The following is a 20,363-nucleotide window of genomic DNA, read 5'->3' as shown; positions in this document are numbered from 1 at the left end:
TCGACCGCCCCTACCCTGTAGCTCAGGCGAGGCCGTAGACCACCGCGTTGTCATCGCATCGAGCCCGCTCGGACGTCCGCTGCGCCTCGCACCGGTTCTGAGACAGGAGCGCACCATGCGGGTGGCCGTCGCCGGCGCATCCGGCAACATCGGGTCCCACACCATGACGGCCCTGCAACGCCACGGCCACGACCCGGTACCCATCAGCCGGTCGCACGGCGTCGACCTGCTGACCGGTCAGGGACTGGACGAACTCCTCAGCGGCGTCGACGTCGTCGTCGATGCGGTCAGCGCGCCACCCGCTGACCGCGAGGCCACGATGATGTACTTCGCCACCACCACCGAGAACCTGCTGGCAGCGGAGCAGCAGGCGGGTGTCAGACACCATGTGTTGCTCTCGATCGTCGAGGTACACCGCATCGCGGGAACCGCACACTATTCGGGCAAGCGCGAGCAGGAGCGGCTGGTGTCCACCGGACCGGTGCCGTGGACCATCGTGCCCGCCACCCAGTTCTTCGACTTCGCCGTGACGGTGGCCGGCTGGACCGAACGTGACGGCACCGCCTACCTCGCGCCACTGCTCGTCCAGCCGATCGCGCCGGCCGATGTCGGCGAATTCCTGGCCGAGGCCGCCGGTGGCCCACCGCAGGGACGCCATCCGGGTGTGGCCGGCCCCGATCGTCACGACCTCGTGGACATGGCCCGCCGGACCCACCAGGCGATGGGAGCCGACATGAAGATCGTCCCCACCTGGGAGGCGATCCTCGGCCCGGACATGGCGGGAAACGTGCTGTTGCCGGGACCGGATGCCCGGATCGCACCCACGACCTTCGACGACTGGCTCGCCGAGCAGACGGCGGACTGAGTACGGCCGGGACTGAGTACGGCCGGGGCCTGGGGCCGTCACCAGCGCCCGTTTTTCGCTATCGTGCCCTCGTCCGGCCACCCGGCCGGCCCCCGGGGGAATCACCATGAACCATCGCGGCACGCTGTTCACGCTGGGTCTGGCCGGCGTCCTGCTCGTCGCGGGTGGGTGCACCGGGTCGGCGGAGCCCACCCGGGCCGAGCCGACGGTCCGGGCCGGCAAGGCCGCGCCGTCTCCGACGCCCGACACCGCTCGGGCCGAGTTGGTCGAGGCGTTGCGGCGGTCGCAGGGCGTCGCCCACCGGTACGCGGTGCGCGGCGAACTGCCCGAGGGGGAGAGCGTCAGGGGCAGCGTCGTCTTCGACCCGAAGGCGCGTCGCTTCCAGTCGACGATCGCGGTCACCGGCGGAAAGTACCCGTCGGTGGGCAGCCGGATCGTGATCGGAACCGACAGCTACGTACGGCCCTCCGACGAGAAGGACTGGGTGCACGTCGATCTGAAGCGGGTGGAGCGGGACGACCCCTTCCTGCGCTTCGACTGGGCGGACCCGACCGGCCTGAAGACGTTCACCTCGACGATCACCTCGGTGCGGCGGACCGGCCCGCACTCCTGGACCGGCCGCTTCGACCCGGACGGTGCGGACGTGGAGTCGTTTCTCCCCGTGGGCGCGCCGAGCATCGCCTCGATCGGGATGCCCCTGTCGCCGTTCACGATCACGACCGACGACCAGGGCTGGGTCACCTCGCTCAAGGTGGAGCTCACTGCCAGCGAGGGCCCGAAGCTGACGATGACCACCACCATGAGCGGACACGGGAAGCCACCGCAGATCAAGGCGCCGGCGCGGGCCGGGGCGGCCGCCGACTTCTACTACGGCAGGTGACGCGCGCTTCCTCAGCCGCCGGCGTGGCGGCGCCGGTCCCGGCGGGCCGACAGCAGGCTCCAGCCGATCGACACCGACAGGGTCAGCACCACCACCAGCAGGGTGAGCCAGAGCGGCAGCGTGCCCACCGGCGTCTCGGCCAGGATCAGCTTCGCCCCGGCGAACGCCAGCAGCACCGCCAGCCCGTACCGCAGGTGGCCGAAGTGCCGCAGCAATCCGGCCAGGCAGAAGTAGAGGCTGCGCAGCCCCAGCACGGCGAACGCCGTCGCCGTCCAGACGAGGAAGGTGTTGGTGGTGATGGCCAGGATCGCCGCCACGGAGTCGATCGCGAACACCACGTCGGTCGCCTCGATCGCCACCAGCGCCACCAGCAGCAGCGTTGCCCGCCGCCGGCCGTCGACCCGGACGGTGAACCGGTCGCCGTGGTACCGCTGCTCGGTCGGCACCACCCGTCGGAAGAACCGGACCACGACGTTGCGGTCGGGGTCGACGTCAGGTTCGCCGCGCACCGCCAGGCGCCACCCGGTCCAGATCAGGAACGCCCCGAGCACGAACCCGGCGAAGGTCAACCGGTGCAGCAGTTCCGCTCCGGCGAAGATGAAGACCAGGCGGAACGCGAGCGCGCCGACCACACCCCAGAACAACACCTTGTGCTGGTATTCATCGGGTACCCGGAAGTAGCCGAACAGCAGCGCGAAGACGAAGACGTTGTCGATGGAGAGCGCCTTCTCCAGCAGGTAGCCGGAGTAGTACGCGACCGCCGGCTCGCCGCCCCAGCCCACCCAGACGATCAGGCCGAAGGCCAGTCCGGCGGCGATCCAGACGGCGCTCCAGATCAGCGCTTCCCGCAGCTCGATCACGTGATTGTCGCGGTGGGAGAGCACGTCCACCGCGAGCATGACGGCGATGACGGCCCCGATCGCGGCCCAGGCCCAGAGCGGAGCCGGGAACATGCCCGGGTCCATCAGACGCCCTCCGCATCCACCAGAGGAATCGACGGCGGCTGTCGCCGCCGTGCAGCCGGATCAGGCAAGCGGCTGCCGTGCGAGCGGAGCGGTCAGCTGGTGTTCCGTTGCCGCGACGCAACGTCGCTGAGCTTAGCCAGCGATCACGACGCACCGCGTTCTGCTCACTCGGCCGTCACCCGTCCGGGGCGGCCCGCTCGCTGAGGTCAGGAGCCGGCAGCGGCAGCCGTCAGTCGGGCAGGCCGGTGCAGGCCGTTCCATCGATGGTGCAGGCCGTGGGGGTCGAGCTGATCGGCGCGCCGCTGACCCGGAAGGTGACCTGGACGGATCTGCCGGCCGCCACCTCTGCGGTCGTCTTGTCCGGCACGAAGGTCCAGGTCGCGCCCGCGCGGGTGACTCGGGCGCCGCTGACCGAGGAGACTTCGAGGGATTCCCGAGGCAGGGTGATGACCAGGGTCCAGTTCGTCACCCTGGTCCGACCGGCGTTGCTGATGGTCACCTCGGCGCCGTAGCTGAGCAGGGCGCGCTCCTCGATGGCGAAGGCGGCGCGCAACGCGGCCGGGCTGCTCGACCCCGCCGCCGCTGACGGGGTGCGCGCGGAGGGAGCCGTGGCCGGCGGAGCCGCCGCGCCGACCGGCGGGCCCGCCGCCGTCGTCGTCCGCTTCGTCGCCGCCGGGCTGGAGGCGGCCGGCCTGGCCTGCGGGTCTGGCCCGTCGACCGCCGGGTCCGTGGGCACGGCGACGTCCGGCGGCGGGTCGAGGGCCACCGGGGCCAGCCGTTCCGGCGTCCGCAGGACCAGGACGACGCCGGCCGTCGTCGCCACCAGGACGACCAGCGAGGCGGCCAGCAGGACCCGGGTACGCCGGGACGAGGCCCCGAGGCCGCCGATGGCGCGCCGCGCGTGCCCGGCCAGGGCCACGGTCCGGTCGAGCAGGATGACCGCTACGGTCCGCCGTGGCTGGGGCGGTGATGACGGCACGTGCTCTTCTCCCTCAGATCCTTCACCGTACGCGCGTCCCCGGCCCACGCCGTCGGTCACAGCGCCTGGAGCCCGTTGAGCATCGCTTCGAGTAGCTCCCGGGACGGCAGCTCGGACAGCGTCGGCGACACGTGCGTCTCGATCAGCCCGGCGTCCAGCAGTTCACCGAGCAGTACCCGAACCGTACCCAGCGGCAGGTCCAGTTGCGCGCCGACCTCCGCCACCGACAGTGGACGCCGGCACAGCTCGAGGATTCGCGCCTGCTCGGGAAAGAGCGGCATGGTCGCCGGAACCGCGGCCCGGGCCATGACCACGGTGATGAGGTCGAGACGCCGGCCGTCGTCCGCGCCGGCCGCACGGGTCATCACGTACGGCCGGGCCAGCAGCCCGGCGTCGTCGTCGTACCAGGTCTCATCAGGGTCGTCGGCGGTCGGCATCGGTGTCTCCGCTCGTCACCGTCGAGGACCGTTTCCGGTCGTCCCGGGCGCCATTGTGGGGGATCATCTGTCGTCCTCTGCTGCCGTCGTGGTGGGCGTCTGCGTGGGATCGGCGATGTCGAGCCGGGGCGGCGGTGATCCTCCCTGGGCGGGCACCGGCAGTTCGTCGGCGTTCTCGCCCGGCTCGCGCAGCGAAGCCGGGTGCGGCTCGGCGGTTGCCTGCTGCGGCGTGGTCGGCGTGACCAGGCCGGCGGGGAGCAGCACGACCGCCGCCGTGCCGCCGCGCGAACCGGGACGCAGCGAGACCTGGGCGCCGCAGCGCGCGGCGAGCAGCGCAGCGGCGTGCAGCCCGGCCCGGCCGGCGGGCGGGCCGGCGGTCGGCGGGTCGGCAAGCAGCTCGTTCGCCTCGGCCAGGTCGGTCACGCTCAGGCCCGGTCCGTCGTCGGTGACCACGATGGCGCAGCCCCCCGCCTCGGGCTCACCGGCGACCCGCACCGTGGTGTCCGCCGGTGCGAACCGGAGCGCGTTCTCGATCAGCTCGGCCAGCAGGTGGACGACCGGAGTGACGGCGGGCCCGGTGAGTGACCAGGGCCAGTGCGGTGCGACCAGCACCCGCCGGTAGTCCGCGACCTCGGCCATCGCGCCGCGCGCCACCTCGAGCAGCGGCACCGGCCGCCGCCACCGCCGGGCCGGCGTCGCGCCGCCGAGGATGATCAGCTTCTCGACGTTTCGCCGGAGCCGGGCGGCGAGGTGGTCGAGCTGGAACAGGTCGGCGGTCTCCTCCGCCGACGACTCCCGCCGCTCCATCGCGTCGAGCAGGGTGAGCTGGTCGCGCAGCAGGACCTGGTTGCGCTGGGTGAGCCGCAGGAACAGCTCCCGGGTGGCGGGCTCGGTCAGGTCGGGTCCGGCCGGCAGCGCGGCGGGACTCCGCCGCCCGATCAGCCGGCGGACGGTGCCGGTCCAGGTGAGGAGCAGGGCGAGCACCGTGATCAGGCCGAGCCCCAGCACGGCGCCGGTGCGGACGACCACCAGGGCGGCGTCCGACGTGGCCCGCTCGGCACTGTCCCGGGCGGTGTTCCGCACGAACTCGTGCAGCCCGGTCAGGGCCGCGTCCACCGTGGCGCGCCAGTCCTCCTCGGTGACCACCGGCTGGCCGTCGTCGGCGCGGAGCAGCGCGTCCTCCAGAGACAGCAGGCCGGTGAAGCGGGTGCCGTCCACCATCGTCTGGTAGCCGTTCCGGTCGGCCGCCCGCAGTCCGGCGACGGCCTCGCCGCGGGCGTACCGCTGGTTGGCGACCAGCTCGGCGAGGCGGCCCCGGTCGTCGGCGGTGATCCGGTCGCCGGCCAGCGCGGCGGTGAGCAGGGTGTCCTCCCGGGCGAGCAGCTCCCGGGCCCGGGCCAGCGCGACGATCGCCCGGGTCTCGGCGGCCGGCTCGCTGTCCCGCGCGCTCCATTCCGGGCCGTACACGGTGAAGGCGGTGTCGATCAGCCGGTCGTAGCCGGCGACCGCGTCGGCCCGGCCGGCGTCGGCCGCCGCCCGCAGGCCGGCCAACCCGCCCAGCTGCCGGATGAGCTCGTCGGCCCGCTCCCGGACGACGGCGGTGAGCAGCCCGAGGTCGTCGTCGGTGGCGGAGGCGCGGAGCCGGGCGAGCGCACGGTCGGTGCCGTCGCGTGCCCCGGCCAGCGCGGAAGCCGCCCGTCCGCCCCCGGCGACCGTCCGGGCGGTGAGCCGGCGCTCGACCTGAAGTTCGAGGATCAGCCGGTCGGTGGGTTGGCCGAGGGTCTGGGCCAGCGCCCGTACCCGGAGCAGGTCGGCCGCGTCCCGGCCGGTCAGATACGCCGCGTACGACCAGAGCGTGATCAGGACGACCGCCAGCGCGGCGAGCCGCATCCGCATGCCGTGGCCGCCGGTCCGGGTGCGGCTCACGACGCGGACCGCTCCGGCCAGGGCTGCCCGGCCGCCTGGCCCGACCGGTCGGCGAGGATCGTCCGCAGCAGGGCCAGCAGCTCCGTCCGGTTGGCGCAGTCGAGCCGGGACCGCATCCGGGCCACGTGGTGCTCGACGGTCTTGGCGGAGATGAACAGCCGGTCCCCGATCTCCCGGTAGGTCAACCCGGCCAGCACCAGCTCGGCGACCTCCCGCTCCCGGTCGCTGAGCCGGTGCGGGGCCGGACCGGCGAGGGCGTCGACGGACGCCGGCTGTTGCCCGGCCTTCGCCCCCGCCGGCCGCCCCTGCAGCATCCGGGCGCAGTCGAGCAGCGTGGTCATCGCCCGCCGGTCCGAGGTACGGATCGCCGCCTGCCCGGCGAGGCGGGCACCGTCCCAGCACAGGCCGGCGTCGTGCAGACCGCGGGCGGCGGCCTCCACCCGGATCGGGTCGACCGTCCCGCGCAGCACGTCCACCCACGCGGCGGCGGCCGCGGCGACCACGGCCGCGTACCGGTTGTGGTCCGCGGCGGCGAGCAGGGCGGCCACGTGGCCGTCGGCGACCGCCGGCTCCTCGGCCAGGATCGCCGCGTGCAGTCCGCTCCAGTGCAGGGGCGTGCTCCACAGCGGTGGGTCGCCGAGGCGGGCCAGCAGCAGGCGTGCCTCCCGCAGGTACGGCTCCAGCCGGCCGAGGTCGCCCAGTCGGGCCCCGGCGATGGCCAGCTCGCCCAGCGGCAGCAGCGTGAACAGATCTACGGGGTGCCGGACGACGGCCTCCAGCGCGTGCCCCCATCTGCGCTGGAGGGCGCCGAGGTCGCTGTTGCGCCGGGCGATCCCCAGCTCGAGCGCGGAGGCGAAGAGCAGGTCCCGGGACTCGAGCGGCCGACCGTCGCCGGTCACCGCCGCGAGGTGGTCGGCCGCGACGACGGTACGGCCCCGGACCATCGCGATCCACGCCTGCAGCAACCGGTGGCGGCGGGCCAGCAGGGGGCCGCCCGTCCCGCTGGTGGCGGCGCGGTCGAGCACCCGCTCGGCGACGTCCAGTTCGCCGCAGTGCAGGCCGGTCAACGCGGCGAGCGCCGCCGGGCTGTCCGGCAGGAGCGCCGCCCGGCCGGCCGGCTCCAGCAGTGCGGCCGCCTGCACGAGGGTGGAGAGCGCGGCGGTCGGTGGGCCGGCGACGCTGTCCCGGATGCCCTCGGCCATCAGCCGGGCAGCGCTGGCGTGCAGGGTGGGTGGTCGATCCGCCCGGTCGTCCCCGGACGGGGTCGCCACGTCGGCCGGGCGGCCGGCCGCGAGCGCGCCGACGGCGGCGAAGGACTCTGCCGAGGGCGTGCCCGACCATCGGTACAGCTCGACGCTGCGACCGACCTGACCGCGGTGCGCCAGCGCGGTCGCCGCGACCGCCGCCGCCTCCGCCCGGTCGGCCGGGGTGGCCGTGGCGAGGAGTCGGTCGGCCAGCCGGAGGGCGGTGTCCAGGTCGCCAGCGAGGGCCGCGGCCACGGCCTGCCGGACCGCGGCCGGCCGTCCGGCGGCCGTGGCCGCCGCGAACAGTTCCGCCGCGAGGGCCGGCTCGCCGGCGAGGGCCTCCTCCGCCGCGGCCGCCAGCGTCGGTGCCGGACAGTCGGCGGCCACTCCCGCCGCGTACAGCGAGCGGACCAGCGGAAGCACCGGCCCACCGCGGGCGAGCTGCAGCTCGGTGAGCCGGCGCCACACCGCGCCGCGGTCGGCGGCCGGGCTCAGCGCGGTCACCGCGCGCCGCACGATCGGGGCGAGCCGGCCGTCCGCGCCGAGCAGGCCGGCCGCCCGGGTCGCGGCGATCAGCTCGTCCACGTCATCCGGCTCCCGGCCGAGCAGCGCCCCGAGCAGGTCCACCGGCAGCGGTACGCCGGCGGCGACGGCGAGCAGGAGCCGGCGGACGTCGGGCGCCAGGTCCTCCAGGTCCGGTCCGAACTGGAGGACGGCCTGCCGGGGCGGCTCGGTCGGTACGCCCGGCGGGATCTCCGCCCCGCGCAGGCCGCGGACCAGCCGCTCGACGTCGCGGGGAACACCGGCGGTCTGCCGGTGCACGAAGTCGACCAGGTCCGGTCGCCGGCCGACCTCCGGCACGGCGCCCAGGTAGGCGGCGGTCCGCTCCGGGGTGAACGGGGTGAGCAGCACCAGGTGCCCGTCCCGCCGCAGCGCGTCGGCCAGCTCGACCAGCGCCGCCGGCCGGGGCCACGGCCGGTAGCCGACGGCGAGGCGGTGCCGGCGGCTGACCACCAGTTCGCGCAGCGCCCGGAGCCGGGCGTCGTCGAGCAGGTGCGCGTCGTCGACCACCAGCACGGCATCGGGCTCGATCGGGTCGGGACGGTCGGGCACGCCGTCCAGCACGGTGATGCCGGCCCGCCGGTAGACCCGGGCCAGCTCCTGGAGGTACGCGCTGCGGCCGTGGCCGCCCGGTCCGGTCACCCCGAGCGCGAGCGGCGCATCCGGCTCCGTCGCGACCGCGTCGAGCAGGGTCTGCGGCCCCCGGTCCAGGATCAGCCGGGACCCGGCCACACTGCTCATGATCATGGCGGTCATCCTTCACGCCCCCGACTGCGGGCCAGCACCAGGCGAGAGGGCCTCGGCAGCTCCAGCGGGGTGATCCGGACCGGGGGACGCGGTGGTGGCTCGCTGCGGGCGGGACGGTCGTGGCCGGGTCCATGCCGCGCCGGGACGGCCGAGGCGGCGGCGCGACCGGCCTCGACGGCCGGGGTGGGCCGGGGGTCCGGCTCCGGGCGGCGCGGGCGCGGCGACACCACCTGGCAGGCGGCCAGCGCCGCGCCGGTGGCGGCGGTCAGCTGCGGATCGGGCTCCACCTCCACGGGTACCGGGAAGGCCGCGGCGAGCAGCTCGACGACCAGTGGGACACGGGTGGATCCGCCGGCGAGCAGGACGCCGTCGAGCTGCGCCGGCTGCAGCCCGGCTGAGTGGACGGTCCGGGTCAGCAGGTCGACGCTCGCCTGCACGGCCGGCCGGATCATGTCCTCGAACCGCACCCGACTCACCGGCACCCGGACCGGTCCGGTCGGCAGGGTCAACAGCACGTCGGTCTCCGTGCCGACGGTCAGGTCCCGCTTGGCCCGGTCGCACTCGGGCAGCAGGGCGCGCAGCGTGGCCTGCGTCTGCCGCGGTCCGGCCGCGGCGAGTTCCCGGGCGAGCACGGTACGCACGTGCTCGGCCAGCGCCTCGTCGAAGTCGGCGCCGCCGATCCAGTCCAGCCCCTGCGGCAGACCGAACGTCTCGTACGTGCCGCGGGGAGTGCGGCGGACCAGGGCCGCCTCGAAGGTGTTGCCGCCCAGGGCGTAGACGGCCGCCGCGCTGCCCGGGAAGCCGCGTGCCGCGTGGCTCTCGGCCACCGTGACCGTGCGGGGCAGCAGCGTCGCGTTGTCCAGGCCGAACTGCCGCAGCGCGTCGTGCAGCAGCTCGCGCCGGTGCCGGCCCCAGCCCGCCGGGTGGCTGATCACGACGGCCTCGGCCGGCTCACCCTCCTGGTCGAGGACCCGTTCCGCCACCCAGGCCGCCAGCAGCGCGGTGAGCATCTGCGGCGGGCAGGCCTCGCCGCCGATCAGCAGGGGAACGTCGTCGCCGATCCGGCGGACGAACCCGCGCGCGATCCGGCTTCCGTCCTCGACGTGGGGTTCACCGACCACGAGCGTCCCGTCGGCTGCCAGGTGCACCACCGACGGTACGGTCGCCGACCCGCCGTCCAGCGCCACCACCTCGGGTCGCGTCCAGGTCGGACCCCGTCGCCGCGCCACGGTGGCCGCGGTGTTGGTGCTTCCGATGTCGATCCCCAGGACGTACGGCATCCGCAATCTTCCTTCACCGTGAGTTGGCCGGCCGGTGGCGGCGGTGTCGGCACCGTGCGGCGGCCCACCCCCGGCGACACCCCGTGGGCTCCTACGTTCGTACCAGAGATCGCTCCGGAATCGGGACCCTAACTCTGGCCGGCCCGGTTCCCCCAGTCCCCCTAACGTACGACGCGGTGAGCACCCTAATCCGGCGGGGCGGATTGCGGGCTGATCCCCGATGACCGATGCGGCCCGCGGCCATAGCGTTTTAGTCGACGATCACCGGTCGCCGACGTTCGAGGAGAAACCGGCACATGGACCAGACCCTGCACGACTTCGTGCTCAACCTGCTGACCAACCCTGACGCCAAGTCGGCGTTCGATCTCGACCCCGAGGGCGCGCTCCAGGCCGCCGGGCTCACCGACATCACCGCCGCCGACGTGCAGGACGTCGTCCCGCTGGTCGTCGACTACGCCCCGGTGCACGGGCTCGCGCCGGTGGCCCCGGTCGCCGGGCAGCTCGGGCTCGACCCGCTGCTGGCCGACACCACCGACGTGGTCGCCCAGCTCCAGACCGTGCCGCACGACATCACCATCAGCAGCTCCTACTCCGGGGTGGACGTCAAGGCCGGCGTGCTGGTCGCCATCGCCGTCGACCCGACCGGCATCGCCGCCGGGGCGACGGTGCTGCCCGGGATCGGCCTGGGCGTCGGGCCGAACGGCATCGAGACCGACCTGATCGGGGTGCACGACGTGGCCCACACCCTCGACGCCGACGTGGTGGGCGCGGTGGACACTGTGGCCGACCCGGCGGTCGGTGACGTGGCCGGCGTCGGCGGCACCCCGGACGCCCTGCTCGACGGCACCGACGCCGGCCTGCTCGGCACCCCGGACGCCCTGCTCGGCGGCGCGCTTCCTGGCACCTACGGTCAGGTCGGCGGTGTTGTCGACTCGCTCGGCGTCGACGACACCCTCGGCGGGCTCGGCGTGACCGACACCCTCGGCGGGCTCGGCGTCACCGGCTCCGGCGGCCTGGTTCCGCATGTCGACGTGTCGACCGCGGTGGGCGGCGTGACGCACCAGGTGGACGGCGTCGTCTCGGGCGTGACCGGCACGGTGGGCAGCGTGACCGGAGACGTCACCGGCGGTGCGAACGACGCCGGCCACTACGCCGACGGGGCGGCCGACGGCGGGCTGCTGGGTCTCGGCGACGGCCTGCTCTGATCGGGTTTTGCGGAGGCGGAAAGCCGGATCGCCACGGGTGATCCGGCTTTCCGCCTGTTCTTGCTCGATCCGCCACTTGCTAATTGCTCCGAAATCCGCACACTTGGTGCAGTGATGGCGGGGATCTGGCTGGACGTGCTCGACGGGATCGCCCGCACGTGCCGCGAACACGGGCGGGCGGACCTCCTTCAGGCGGTCCGGCAGAAGCGCGCCCAGCTGCTCGACCCGAAGCTGCGCGTTCTGGTCGTCGGCGAACCGCACCAGGGCAAGAGCCAGCTCGTCAACGCGATCGTGAACGCGCCGGTGTGCCCGGTCGGCGACGGCCGCACCACCGTGCTGCCGACCGTGGTGCAGCACGCCGAGGTCGCCTCGGCCACGGTGGTCCAGGCGACGTCCGCCGCCGGGCGACCCGCCGGCACACCCACCCCGGCGACCGCCGGGCGCACCCCGGTACCGCTGGACCAGATCGCGGCGGGAGTGGCCGGCACGCTCGGGCGCCGGTCCGGCGGCGGCCCGGCGTACGTCGAGATCGGACTGCCGCGCGCGCTGCTCGGCGCGGGGCTGGTGCTGGTGGACACGCCCGGCACCGACGAGGTGGCCCTGATCCGTGCCGGCGCCCCGGTCGCCGCGCTGAACCGCGCCGACGCGGTGCTGGTCGTCTCCGACTCCACCCGGGAACTCTCCGTCGCCGAGCTGAACATGCTGCTGCACGTCAGCCGGTCGCACCCGAACGTGGCGGTGGTGCAGACCAAGATCGACCTGGTGCCGGACTGGCGCGCGGTCGCCGAGCGCAACCGGCAGCACCTGGCCGAGGCCGGCGTACCGGCGGCGCTGATCCCGGTATCGGCGGCGTTGCGCCTGCGCGCGGCGGTCGACGACGACCACGGCCTCAACGCGGAGTCGGGCTTCCCTCAGCTGATCGCCCGTCTGCAGCGGGACCTGGCCGGGAAGGGCGACGTGCTGGCCCGGGCCTCGGTCGCGGTGATCGCCCGGACCGTGGTGGAGCAGCTCGCCGCGCCGCTGCGCGCCGAGCTGGAGAGCCGGGAGTCGGAGGAACAGTCCGGCCCGATCTCCCGGCTGCACGCGGCCCAGCGCGAGGTCGACGAGCTGCGCCGCTGCTCCACCCGCTGGCAGAACACCCTCGCCGACGAGATGGCCGACCTGCTGTCCGACATCGAGTACGACCTGCGCGACCGGACCCGGCAGATCCTGCGGATGGTCGACGAGGCGTTCGACACGGCCGACCCGCTGGTCTCCTGGGACACCTTTCAGGAGTGGTTGCAGCGCAGCCTGGTCGAGGCCGCCGAGGCCAACCACGAGTGGTTGGCCCAGCGCTGCGACTTCGCTGCCCGGCGGGTCGCCGGCAACTTCGCCCGGTACGGCTACGACGTGCTGCCGCCCTGGTCCATGACCGTGCCGGCGGATCTCGTGGACCGGCTGCCGGAGATGGAGCGGCCGACTATCGACCGGTTCACCGCGAGCCAGAAGGTGATCACCGGCATGAAGGGCTCGTACGGTGGCCTGCTGATGTTCGGCCTGGCGATGACCCTCGCCGGCATGCCGATGATCAACCCGGTCTCGATCGGCGCCGGCGCGCTCTTCGGCGGCAAGAGCATCCGGGACGAGAGCAGGCAGCTGCTCCGCCGCCGCCAGGCGAGCGCCAAGACGGCGATCCAGCGGCACGTCGACGACTTCTTCGTCCGGACGACCAAGGACTGTCGGGACACGGCTCGGCAGGTGCAGCGGATGCTCCGGGACCACTTCACCGCGCTGACCGAGGAATTGCAGGAGGCCATCGTCCAGTCGTTCCGTACCGCGAAGCAGGCCGCCGACACCGACGCGGCCGCCCGCGAGCAGCGCCAGCGTGAGATCCGGCTGAAGATGAGCCGGTTGGCCGCCGTCTACGAGCAGGCCCAGCAGTTGACGGCCGCCCGGCCCGCCCCGGCACCGTTGGAGCCTCGGGCATGACGGTCGGCCTGCGGCTGGACGAGGCGGTCTGGGGGCTGCTGCACCAGGCCCTCCAGGTCTACCGGGACAACCCCCGCGCGACCGGTCACCTCCGGCACCAGTTGGCCCGGCTGGAGCAACCGCTGCGGGTCGCGGTCGCCGGCCCGTGGCGGTCCGGCAAGTCGACCGTGCTGAACGCGATCATGGGTGAGGAGGTCGCGCCGATCGACGGCCCGGACGGCGGCGGCGTCTTCACCTGGTACGAGGACGGTCCACAGCCGCGCGCCACCGCCTACTCCAGCAGCCAACCCCCGCAGGAGCTGACGGTGCTCAAGTCGCCGACCGGAATGCGGGTGGACCTCGTCGGCTGGCGGGAGGGCGAGCTGCGCGACATCGTGGTGCAGTGGCCGACCCGGGCGCTGCGGCAGGTCACCCTGATCGACACGCCCGCGATCATCGGCGCCGACGAGCACGGCCGGGCGCCGGTCATGGACCGGGTGCTGCGGGACGCGGACGCGGTGCTGTACCTGACCCGCGACGGTCGCGGCACTGACCTGCGGGTGCTGGAGTCCACCCGGGACAGCCGGGTCGGGCAGGCCGCCCCGGTGAACGTGATCCTGGTGCTGTCCCGGGTGGACGAGACCGGCGGCGGACGGATCGACGGGCTGCTCACCGCCCGCCAACTCGCCCGACGGCAGCACCGCGACCCCCGGGTGGACGTGCTCTGCGTGAACCTGGTGGCGTGCAGCGGGCTGCTCGGCCTCGCCGGACGGGTGCTCAGCGAGTCGGACTTCGCCGCGCTCGCGCAGCTGGCCCAGGTGTCGCGGGAGGAGCTGGACCGGCACCTGCTCTCCGCCGACCGCTTCGTCCGCGCCGAGCTACCGGTACGGCTGGACACCGAGGTACGCGCCGCGCTGCTGAACCGGCTCGGCCTGATCGGGGTCCGGCTGGCGGCCACCCTGGTCCGTACCGGCTGCGACAGCCGGGGCAAGCTGGCCGCCGAACTGATCCGGCGCAGCGGCCTGACCGAGCTGCGCGAGTCGATCAGCCGGTTCTTCGTCGACCGACGGGACACGCTCAAGGCGCGCTCCGCGCTCGCCGCGGTGGAGGCGCTGCTGCAGGCCGAGCCCGGCCCGGGCACCGGGGAGCTGCTCAGCGCGGTGGAGCAGATCCTCGCCGGTGCGCACGAGTTCCGGGAGCTGCGCCTGCTCGCGGCGCTGCGGACCACCCGGCTCGGGTTCGACGCCGAGCTGGCGGCGGAGGCGCAGCGCCTGGTCGGCGGGGACGGGGTCGGCCTGGCCGCCCGACTCGGCCTGGAGCACGACGCGCCCGTACAGCGGCTCTGGGAGGTCGCCGCCGAGGCGCAGTGGCAGTGGCGCGACCGCGCGGAGGATCCGCTGCTCCGGCTCTCCCAGCGGCGGGGCGCGCAGGTCGTCGTCCGCAGCTGCGAGGGGATGCTCGCCGAGCTGGCCGAGGGCGGCCGGTGACCTGTCACCGGCCGGCGGGTGGGGGTCGGGGCGCCCGGCGGTTCGCCCGGCGCCCCGATTTCGCCGGTCAGCGCGGGGCGCACTGTCCCGAGGAGCCACCGGTGACCGTGCTGGGCAGCCCGTTGTCGCGGGGCGCCGGTTCGTTGTCGGCGCAGGAGAGCGCGCCGGTGACCGTGCTGGCGGCGAGCACCGGATCCGCATTGCCGACGAGGTCGACCGCGCCGGCGACCTGACTTGCCTCGATGGCGACCTCGCCGGTGGTACCGGCCACGGTGACACCACCCCGCACGGTCACGCCGCGCAGCACCACCGCGTCGGCGCCGCTGGCCGACACCCCGCCGGAGAGCACCCCACCCCGCACGTACAGCGCGGCCCCGGGCTGCACCGTCACCGTCCCGTTGATCGTCGCGCCGGTCAGGCACGTCACACCGGACGTGACGGTCAGCGCGGCGTCCCGCCGTCCGGTGATCGTCGAGGTGCAGGCCGGCGACGGCTTCGCCAGCAACTCCACCTCCGCCAGCGTGGCGGCCGGGTCGGCGGCGGTCACCTCCAGCCGGTAGTGGGCGTACCGGCCGGGCTGGTCGACCTGGAACGACCGGGTCTGCGACCGCCAGGGGAACGACTCCCCGGACCGGTCGTCGAGCACCGTCCAGTTACGGCCGTCGTACGACCCCTTGAGCTGCCAGCCGTGCGGGTCTCCGGCGACCTTGCCCGAGGTGAGCGTGTAGTGGGTGACCTTCTCCGGGGTGCCGGAGACCTTCCACTGCACCGGGTCGTCGACCGCGACGGAGGTACCCGAGCTGTCGTCCCGCAGCGCGGCGGGCCCGCCGGTGACGGTGATGTCCGCCAGCGGCCGGGCGACCGGGCCGGGCTTGCTGAGCGAGGTCGGCAGGTCCTCGGCCGCGGTGGCCCAGGACGACGGGTACTCGCCCATCTCGAAGTCCAGCACCGCGCCGTCGGCCAGCTCGCCGTGCGAGATCGAGGACGTCCGGTGGGCCTGCCCGTCGACCCTCAACCCCTGCACGTAGACGTTGCGGGCGTTGTTCCCGGGTGCGTTGACGACGATCTGCCGGCCGTTGGGCAGGTGCACCGTGGCCTTGCGGAACAGCGGTGAACCGATCACGTAGTCCGCGCTGCCCACCTGGAGCGGGTAGAAGCCGAGCGCGCTGAAGAGGTACCAGGCGGAGGTCTCGCCGTTGTCCTCGTCGCCGGCGTAGCCCTGGCCGATCTCGCTGCCCAGGTACATCCGCGACAGCGCCTCCCGGACCTTGGCCTGCGTCTTCGCCGGCTGCCCGGCGTACGTGTACATCCACGGGATGTGGTGGGCCACCTGGTTGCTGAAGCCCCACATGCCCATCCGGACGTCCCGCGCCTCGATCATCTCGTGGATGGTGCCGCCGTAGGAGCCCGGGAACTTCGCCGTCTCCGGGGTGCGGAAGAACTCGTCCAGCTTGTCGGCCAACTGCTGCCGACCGCCGTACAGGTTGGCCAGGCCCTGGCCGTCCTGCGGGACGTGGAACGCGAAGTTCCAACCGTTGGTCTCGGTGTAGTCGTGCTCGTGGCCCCAGACCCGCGGGTCGTACTCCGCCGGGGTGGACTTCCACTTCCCGGCGGCGTCCCGACCCTGGAAGAAGTCCACCTGCGGGTCGAACATGTGCACGTAGTTCTGCGCCCGGTCGCGGAAGTACTCCGACTCCTCGCGGTAGCGGGCCCGGTCCGCCGCCGGGGTGGCGGGGTCGTCGGCGAGGGCCGCGCCCATGTTCGCGATGCCGAAGTCGTTGATGTAACCCTCCAGCGCCCAGGAGACCCCTTCGGACACGTCCGACGCGGTGTATCCCTGGAAGATCGACGTCTGGAGTCCCTTGCGACCGACGCTGGTGTTGTTCGGGTTGCTGCCCGGCGGGCTGACCGTGGCGTTCTTCACCGCCGCCTCGTACGCGGCCTTGACGTCGAAGTCGCGCACCCCCTTGACGTACGCGTCGGCGAACGACACGTCCGAGCTGGTGCCGGTCATCAGGTTCGCGTACCCGGGCGACGACCAGCGCGACACCCAGCCGCCGTCCTTGTACTGCTGCACGAACCCGTCGACCAGTTCACCGGCGGTGTCCGGGTCGAGCAGTGTGTACGCCGACCAGGTGGTGCGGTACGTGTCCCAGAAGCCGTTGTTGACGTACACCTTGCCGTCCACGACCGGGGCGCCGGTCCGGGTGGGGGTGGTGCCGGCCGGGATCGTGCTCGACGTGGTCGACTGCACCGCGTGCTTCCAGACCGGCGCCTCCGGTGTGCCCACGTTCTCGTGCCCGGAGTTGGGGTAGAGCGAGAGCCGGTAGAGGTTGGAGTACAGGGTGGTGAGCTGGTCCTCGGTGGCCCCCTCGACCTCGATCACCCGCAGCTTGTCGTCCCAGAGCCGCTGCGCGCGCTCCCGGACCGTCTCGAGGGTGTCGTCGCGGCCGATCTCGTTCTCGAGGTTGCGCCGGGCCTGCTCCACGGAGATGAGCGAGGTGGCGATCCGCAACTCGACCGTCCTGGCCTGCCGGGTGTCGAAGGCCAGGTAGCCGGTGACGTTGGCCCCACCGCCGCCGGCGAGCCGGCCGCTGGCGCTGACCGGGGCGTCGACGACGCCGTAGACGAACATCCGGCCGGCGCCGTTGGACAGCCCGCTGCGCACGTCCGAGTAGCCGCTGACCACGCCGTCGGCGCCGAGGGTGAGGCCGCCGTTGTTGTTGACGTTGTCGAAGATCAGGTTGCCCTGGTCGCCGGTGAAGGTGAACCGGAACAGCGCGGCGTGGTCGGTCGGTGCCAGCTCCGTGCGGAGGCCGTTGTCGAAGGTGACGCCGTAGTAGTGCGCCTTCGCCACCTCGTTCTCGTGCCCGAACGGCAGCGCCCGGGCGGACCGGCCGGCGGCGGGCACCCCGGTGGCCGGTGACGGCATCACCTGGAACGTCTGCCGGTCACCCATCCACGGGCTGGGCTCGTGGCTGACGGTGAACGCCTGCAGGGCCGGGCGGTTGGTGGCGGTGTTGCGGCTCTGGTAGTCGTACAGCCAGCTGATGGAGCCCGCGTTGGTCATCGGGGTCCAGAAGTTGAAGCCGTGCGGCACCGCGGTCGCCGGGATGTTGTTGCCCCGGGAGAAGCTGCCGCTGGAGTTGGTGCCGCGGGTGGTGAGCACGTGGTCGGAGGGGCGCGGCTTGGCCACCTCGGCCGGGTTGCCGGTGATCCGGATGTCGTCGACCCAGCCGTTGAACAGGCCGGTCCCGGTGGTGCTGTCGTAGGCCAGCAGGACGCGGTCGACGCGCTTGCCGGCGGCGACCGCGCCGATCCGGGACCGCTTGACGTTCCACTGGTCGGCGTAGAGCGACTTGGACTCACCCTGCGCCTGCGGGCTCAGGCCGAAGCCGTGCTGGTCCACCGCGCCCAGCTCGCTGAGGTAGGTGCCGTCGTCGAAGGCCAGGTCCACCGCCGCGTAGGTGCTCGGGTAGTCCAGGTCCTGCCCGGTCAGCTCCGGGAAGATGACGTACGACAACTCGGTCCGGTCGGTCACCGTGAGGTCGACGTCGAAGACCTTGTTGTACGCGTACCCCCGCCCGCTGACGGTCTGCCCGCCGGAGTACTGCAGCGCGCGGACCCCGGTCCAGCCGACGTTCGGCTTCATGGTCGGGCCGTTGACCGGGCCACCGCTGCTCATCGTGCGCATGTTGCTCGGCGGCGGGGGAGTGGTGTCGCCGTTGGAGAGCTGAAGCTCGGCGAGCTGGGTGATGCCGCCCCCGACGATCGCGGTGACGTTGAGCCGGTAGTAGGGGTACGCGGTGGCGTTGTCGAACCGGTACTCCCTGGTCTGGAAGCGTTCGGTGAACTGCTGCCCGGTCCGGGTGTCCAGGGTGGTCCAGTTCTCCCCGTCGGCGGAGCCCTGCAGGGTCCAGTCCCTCGGGTCGCGTTCCGGCGCGTCGTTGGCGGAGGTCAGCGCATAGTGCACGACGGCGACCGGGGCGTCGAGTCGGACCCGTACCCAGCCGGTCGGCGTGAACGCCAGCCACTTGGTGCTGACGTTGCCGTCGATGACCCGGTCCACGGTCTCGCTGGGCGGGTTCTCCGCGTTGGCGGTGACCTCGGTGATCCGGCCGGCCAGGTTGCCGGGAATTCCCTTGACCGGGCTGCCGGTCACCCCTGAGGTCTTCTCGGCGCCGCCGGCGTCGGTCTCGGTGGTGTTGATCCAGGTCGGCTGGGGATCGCCGGCCTCCAGCGAGGTGGAGAAGTCGGTGGCGGGCGCTTCGGCCGCCAGCGCGGGCGGCGGTACGGCGGGGACCGCGAGGCTCACCACCACCACGAACGGCACCAGGAGCCTGCGTCTACTACGCCTCATGCGGAAACCTCCAGAGGGGACGACCGAATGCGACGGTCGCGCACCCGGTTGGAGATTGCGCCAGCGTTCGCGGCGGATGACGAAGCTGTCAAGAGCCCTTACAAAAGTCCCCGACGCGAGCCGGTCAGGCTGGCTGCCGGCCGCGACCGATCGACAGCAGTAGACCGGCGGCGGTCAGGCCGGCGCCGGCCACCGCGGCGTACGCCGGGAGGCCGGCGGGAATGCCCAGGTAGACGGTGATGCCGAGGATGCGGGACAGGCCCCAGGGCAGCAGCGCCATCTGGTCGTTCCACACCGTCAGCGCCCGCTCCAGGCCGACCGCCGCGACCAGCCCGGACAGCAGCCCGAGTGGAACACCCGCGGCGGTCAGGGTCAGCCCGACGGCACTGCGGCGCCGCAGACCCTACCGGTCGCGCAGCACGACGGCCGTGGCCGCAAAGAGCCAGCAGAACGCCGCGAACGCGACGGTGACGTAGACCGTGCGCAGGGTGGGCGCGGTCCAGAAGGCGAACCAGTGCCCGCCCGGCCCGCGCACGCCGAGCAGCACCACCACCAGGATCAGCCCGAGCAGCACCCGGGCCGCCCAGGCCATGGCCGGGTGACCGCCTGCCGGGACAGCGCCATGGCCTGCCCGATCGCGCCGACGGTGGCCGGGTCGGCGGAGAACGTGCGGTACGCCCAGTCCGCCGTGACCTGGGCCGGATCGGCGTCCGGATCCCAGGCCAGCCGAGCGACGGCGTACGTGTTCAGGTCGTACAGCTGCCAGAATCCGATGCGCAGGTAGAGCGACATCGGACCGGCGCGCAGCGGGCCGCCGTCCTGGGTCCAGTTCCAGACGCCCTCGACCTTCGGGTTGACGGCGAGGAACTCGCGCAGCGCCTGGCGGTGCAGCGGGCCGAGGTCGTTGGGGAGCGAGCCGAACGCCTCGAACTCGCGCCGGGCCTGGAACTCCACGATGCGGCGGTGCTCACCGGCCAGCAGGGTGGTGTTCAGCGGCAGGTGACTGTAGAAGTCGCCGAGGGTGTACTTGTGGAGACGATGAGGTGCGGGTCGTCGAACCCGCCCAGCACCTGCGCGTACGACTCGGGGTTGGTGTGCAGGTCACGGACGGCGCCGACGGTCCAGGTGCGGAAGATGACCTCCTTGCCGGCCTTCCCGGCGGTGTCCAGCAGTGCCCGCAGCATCGTCCGCACGGACGCGTCGGTGGTGACGGCGAGCTTCGACGAGTAGTCCCAGCCGTCCTCGGCGTACACCTCGCCGCCCTCGCCGATGCGGACCATCAGGCCGTCGACGAACGGCATGTTCTCGAACAGCTCGGCCAGCCCGGCCTGGTAGACGGCCCACAGCCGGGGGTCGGCCACGTCGAGCGGCCCGGCACGGCCGGGTTGACGACCGGGCGGGGCAGGCCGCGGGCGACGAGCGCGTCGGCGACGGCGGCCGCCGCCTTGATGGTGCGCCGCTCGTCCGGCACGACCATGGA

Annotated in this window: 16 protein-coding genes; 5 read left to right on the top strand and 11 right to left on the bottom strand. The window is 73.4% G+C overall.

Annotation, left to right across the window (positions count from 1 at the left end; genetic code table 11):
* The first annotated feature begins 115 nt into the window (after nt 1-115).
* Nucleotides 116-865, top strand: coding sequence for an SDR family oxidoreductase (locus V6U89_RS24215; protein WP_334573760.1), 750 nt, complete (start codon nt 116-118; stop codon nt 863-865).
* A 106-nt stretch (nt 866-971) separates the two neighbouring features.
* On the top strand, nt 972-1,745 hold the full coding sequence (locus V6U89_RS24210; protein WP_334573758.1) for a hypothetical protein: 774 nt from the start codon (nt 972-974) through the stop codon (nt 1,743-1,745).
* 11 nt (nt 1,746-1,756) lie between these two features.
* Here the strand turns inward: V6U89_RS24210 and V6U89_RS24205 are convergent, their stop codons facing one another.
* The 6 genes from V6U89_RS24205 to V6U89_RS24180 all read right to left on the bottom strand — a co-directional run bounded on the left by V6U89_RS24205 (nt 1,757) and on the right by V6U89_RS24180 (nt 9,884).
* Entirely contained in the window at nt 1,757-2,698 is a 942-nt protein-coding gene (locus tag V6U89_RS24205) for a TerC/Alx family metal homeostasis membrane protein (RefSeq protein ID WP_334573755.1), read from the bottom strand.
* A 241-nt stretch (nt 2,699-2,939) separates the two neighbouring features.
* Nucleotides 2,940-3,689: a cellulose binding domain-containing protein gene (locus tag V6U89_RS24200; RefSeq protein ID WP_334573753.1), complete on the bottom strand. Its 750-nt coding sequence runs from the start codon at nt 3,687-3,689 to the stop codon at nt 2,940-2,942.
* Nucleotides 3,690-3,745: 56 nt separating this feature from the next.
* Nucleotides 3,746-4,126 carry a DUF742 domain-containing protein gene (locus V6U89_RS24195; protein ID WP_334573751.1) on the bottom strand — a complete coding sequence of 127 codons (381 nt, stop codon included), beginning with the start codon at nt 4,124-4,126 and terminating at the stop codon, nt 3,746-3,748.
* A gap of 63 nt (nt 4,127-4,189) precedes the next feature.
* Nucleotides 4,190-6,052 carry a sensor histidine kinase gene (locus V6U89_RS24190; protein ID WP_334573749.1) on the bottom strand — a complete coding sequence of 621 codons (1,863 nt, stop codon included), beginning with the start codon at nt 6,050-6,052 and terminating at the stop codon, nt 4,190-4,192.
* The gene (locus V6U89_RS24185) at nt 6,049-8,604 is read right to left on the bottom strand and encodes a helix-turn-helix transcriptional regulator (protein ID WP_334573747.1); all 2,556 of its coding nucleotides are present in this window, start codon (nt 8,602-8,604) and stop codon (nt 6,049-6,051) included. Before V6U89_RS24185 ends, V6U89_RS24190 begins: the two co-directional genes overlap by 4 nt.
* 5 nt (nt 8,605-8,609) lie before the next feature.
* Nucleotides 8,610-9,884: an Hsp70 family protein gene (locus V6U89_RS24180; RefSeq protein ID WP_334573745.1), complete on the bottom strand. Its 1,275-nt coding sequence runs from the start codon at nt 9,882-9,884 to the stop codon at nt 8,610-8,612.
* 296 nt (nt 9,885-10,180) lie between these two features.
* Here V6U89_RS24180 and V6U89_RS24175 point away from each other — a divergent pair, with 296 nt between their 5' ends.
* From V6U89_RS24175 to V6U89_RS24165, 3 genes are all read left to right on the top strand, one after another.
* Nucleotides 10,181-11,089 carry an IniB N-terminal domain-containing protein gene (locus V6U89_RS24175; protein ID WP_334573743.1) on the top strand — a complete coding sequence of 303 codons (909 nt, stop codon included), beginning with the start codon at nt 10,181-10,183 and terminating at the stop codon, nt 11,087-11,089.
* Nucleotides 11,090-11,203: 114 nt separating this feature from the next.
* Entirely contained in the window at nt 11,204-13,057 is a 1,854-nt protein-coding gene (locus V6U89_RS24170) for a dynamin family protein (protein WP_334573741.1), read from the top strand.
* Nucleotides 13,054-14,523: a hypothetical protein gene (locus V6U89_RS24165; protein WP_334573739.1), complete on the top strand. Its 1,470-nt coding sequence runs from the start codon at nt 13,054-13,056 to the stop codon at nt 14,521-14,523. Before V6U89_RS24170 ends, V6U89_RS24165 begins: the two co-directional genes overlap by 4 nt.
* A gap of 67 nt (nt 14,524-14,590) precedes the next feature.
* On the opposite strand, the gene V6U89_RS24160 is transcribed toward V6U89_RS24165, so the two are convergent.
* The 5 genes from V6U89_RS24160 to V6U89_RS24140 all read right to left on the bottom strand — a co-directional run bounded on the left by V6U89_RS24160 (nt 14,591) and on the right by V6U89_RS24140 (nt 20,244).
* Nucleotides 14,591-18,883, bottom strand: a complete 4,293-nt coding sequence (locus V6U89_RS24160; RefSeq protein ID WP_334573737.1) for a GH92 family glycosyl hydrolase — start codon at nt 18,881-18,883, stop codon at nt 14,591-14,593.
* Between the two features lie 124 nt (nt 18,884-19,007).
* Nucleotides 19,008-19,178: a hypothetical protein gene (locus V6U89_RS24155; protein ID WP_334573735.1), complete on the bottom strand. Its 171-nt coding sequence runs from the start codon at nt 19,176-19,178 to the stop codon at nt 19,008-19,010.
* Nucleotides 19,179-19,286: 108 nt separating this feature from the next.
* A complete protein-coding gene (locus tag V6U89_RS24150; RefSeq protein ID WP_334573733.1) occupies nt 19,287-19,475 on the bottom strand; it encodes a hypothetical protein in 189 nt (62 codons plus the stop codon).
* Nucleotides 19,442-19,837: a hypothetical protein gene (locus V6U89_RS24145; RefSeq protein WP_334573731.1), complete on the bottom strand. Its 396-nt coding sequence runs from the start codon at nt 19,835-19,837 to the stop codon at nt 19,442-19,444. Before V6U89_RS24145 ends, V6U89_RS24150 begins: the two co-directional genes overlap by 34 nt.
* Nucleotides 19,838-19,872: 35 nt before the next feature.
* Nucleotides 19,873-20,244: a hypothetical protein gene (locus V6U89_RS24140; RefSeq protein ID WP_334573729.1), complete on the bottom strand. Its 372-nt coding sequence runs from the start codon at nt 20,242-20,244 to the stop codon at nt 19,873-19,875.
* Between the last annotated feature and the right edge of the window lie 119 nt (nt 20,245-20,363).

Source organism: Micromonospora sp. CPCC 206171, from assembly GCF_036906755.1.
GTDB classification, from domain to species: Bacteria; Actinomycetota; Actinomycetes; order Mycobacteriales; family Micromonosporaceae; genus Micromonospora; species Micromonospora purpureochromogenes.
The sequence above is the reverse complement of the archived record's forward strand: the minus strand, read 5'-3'. Positions and strand labels throughout refer to the sequence as shown.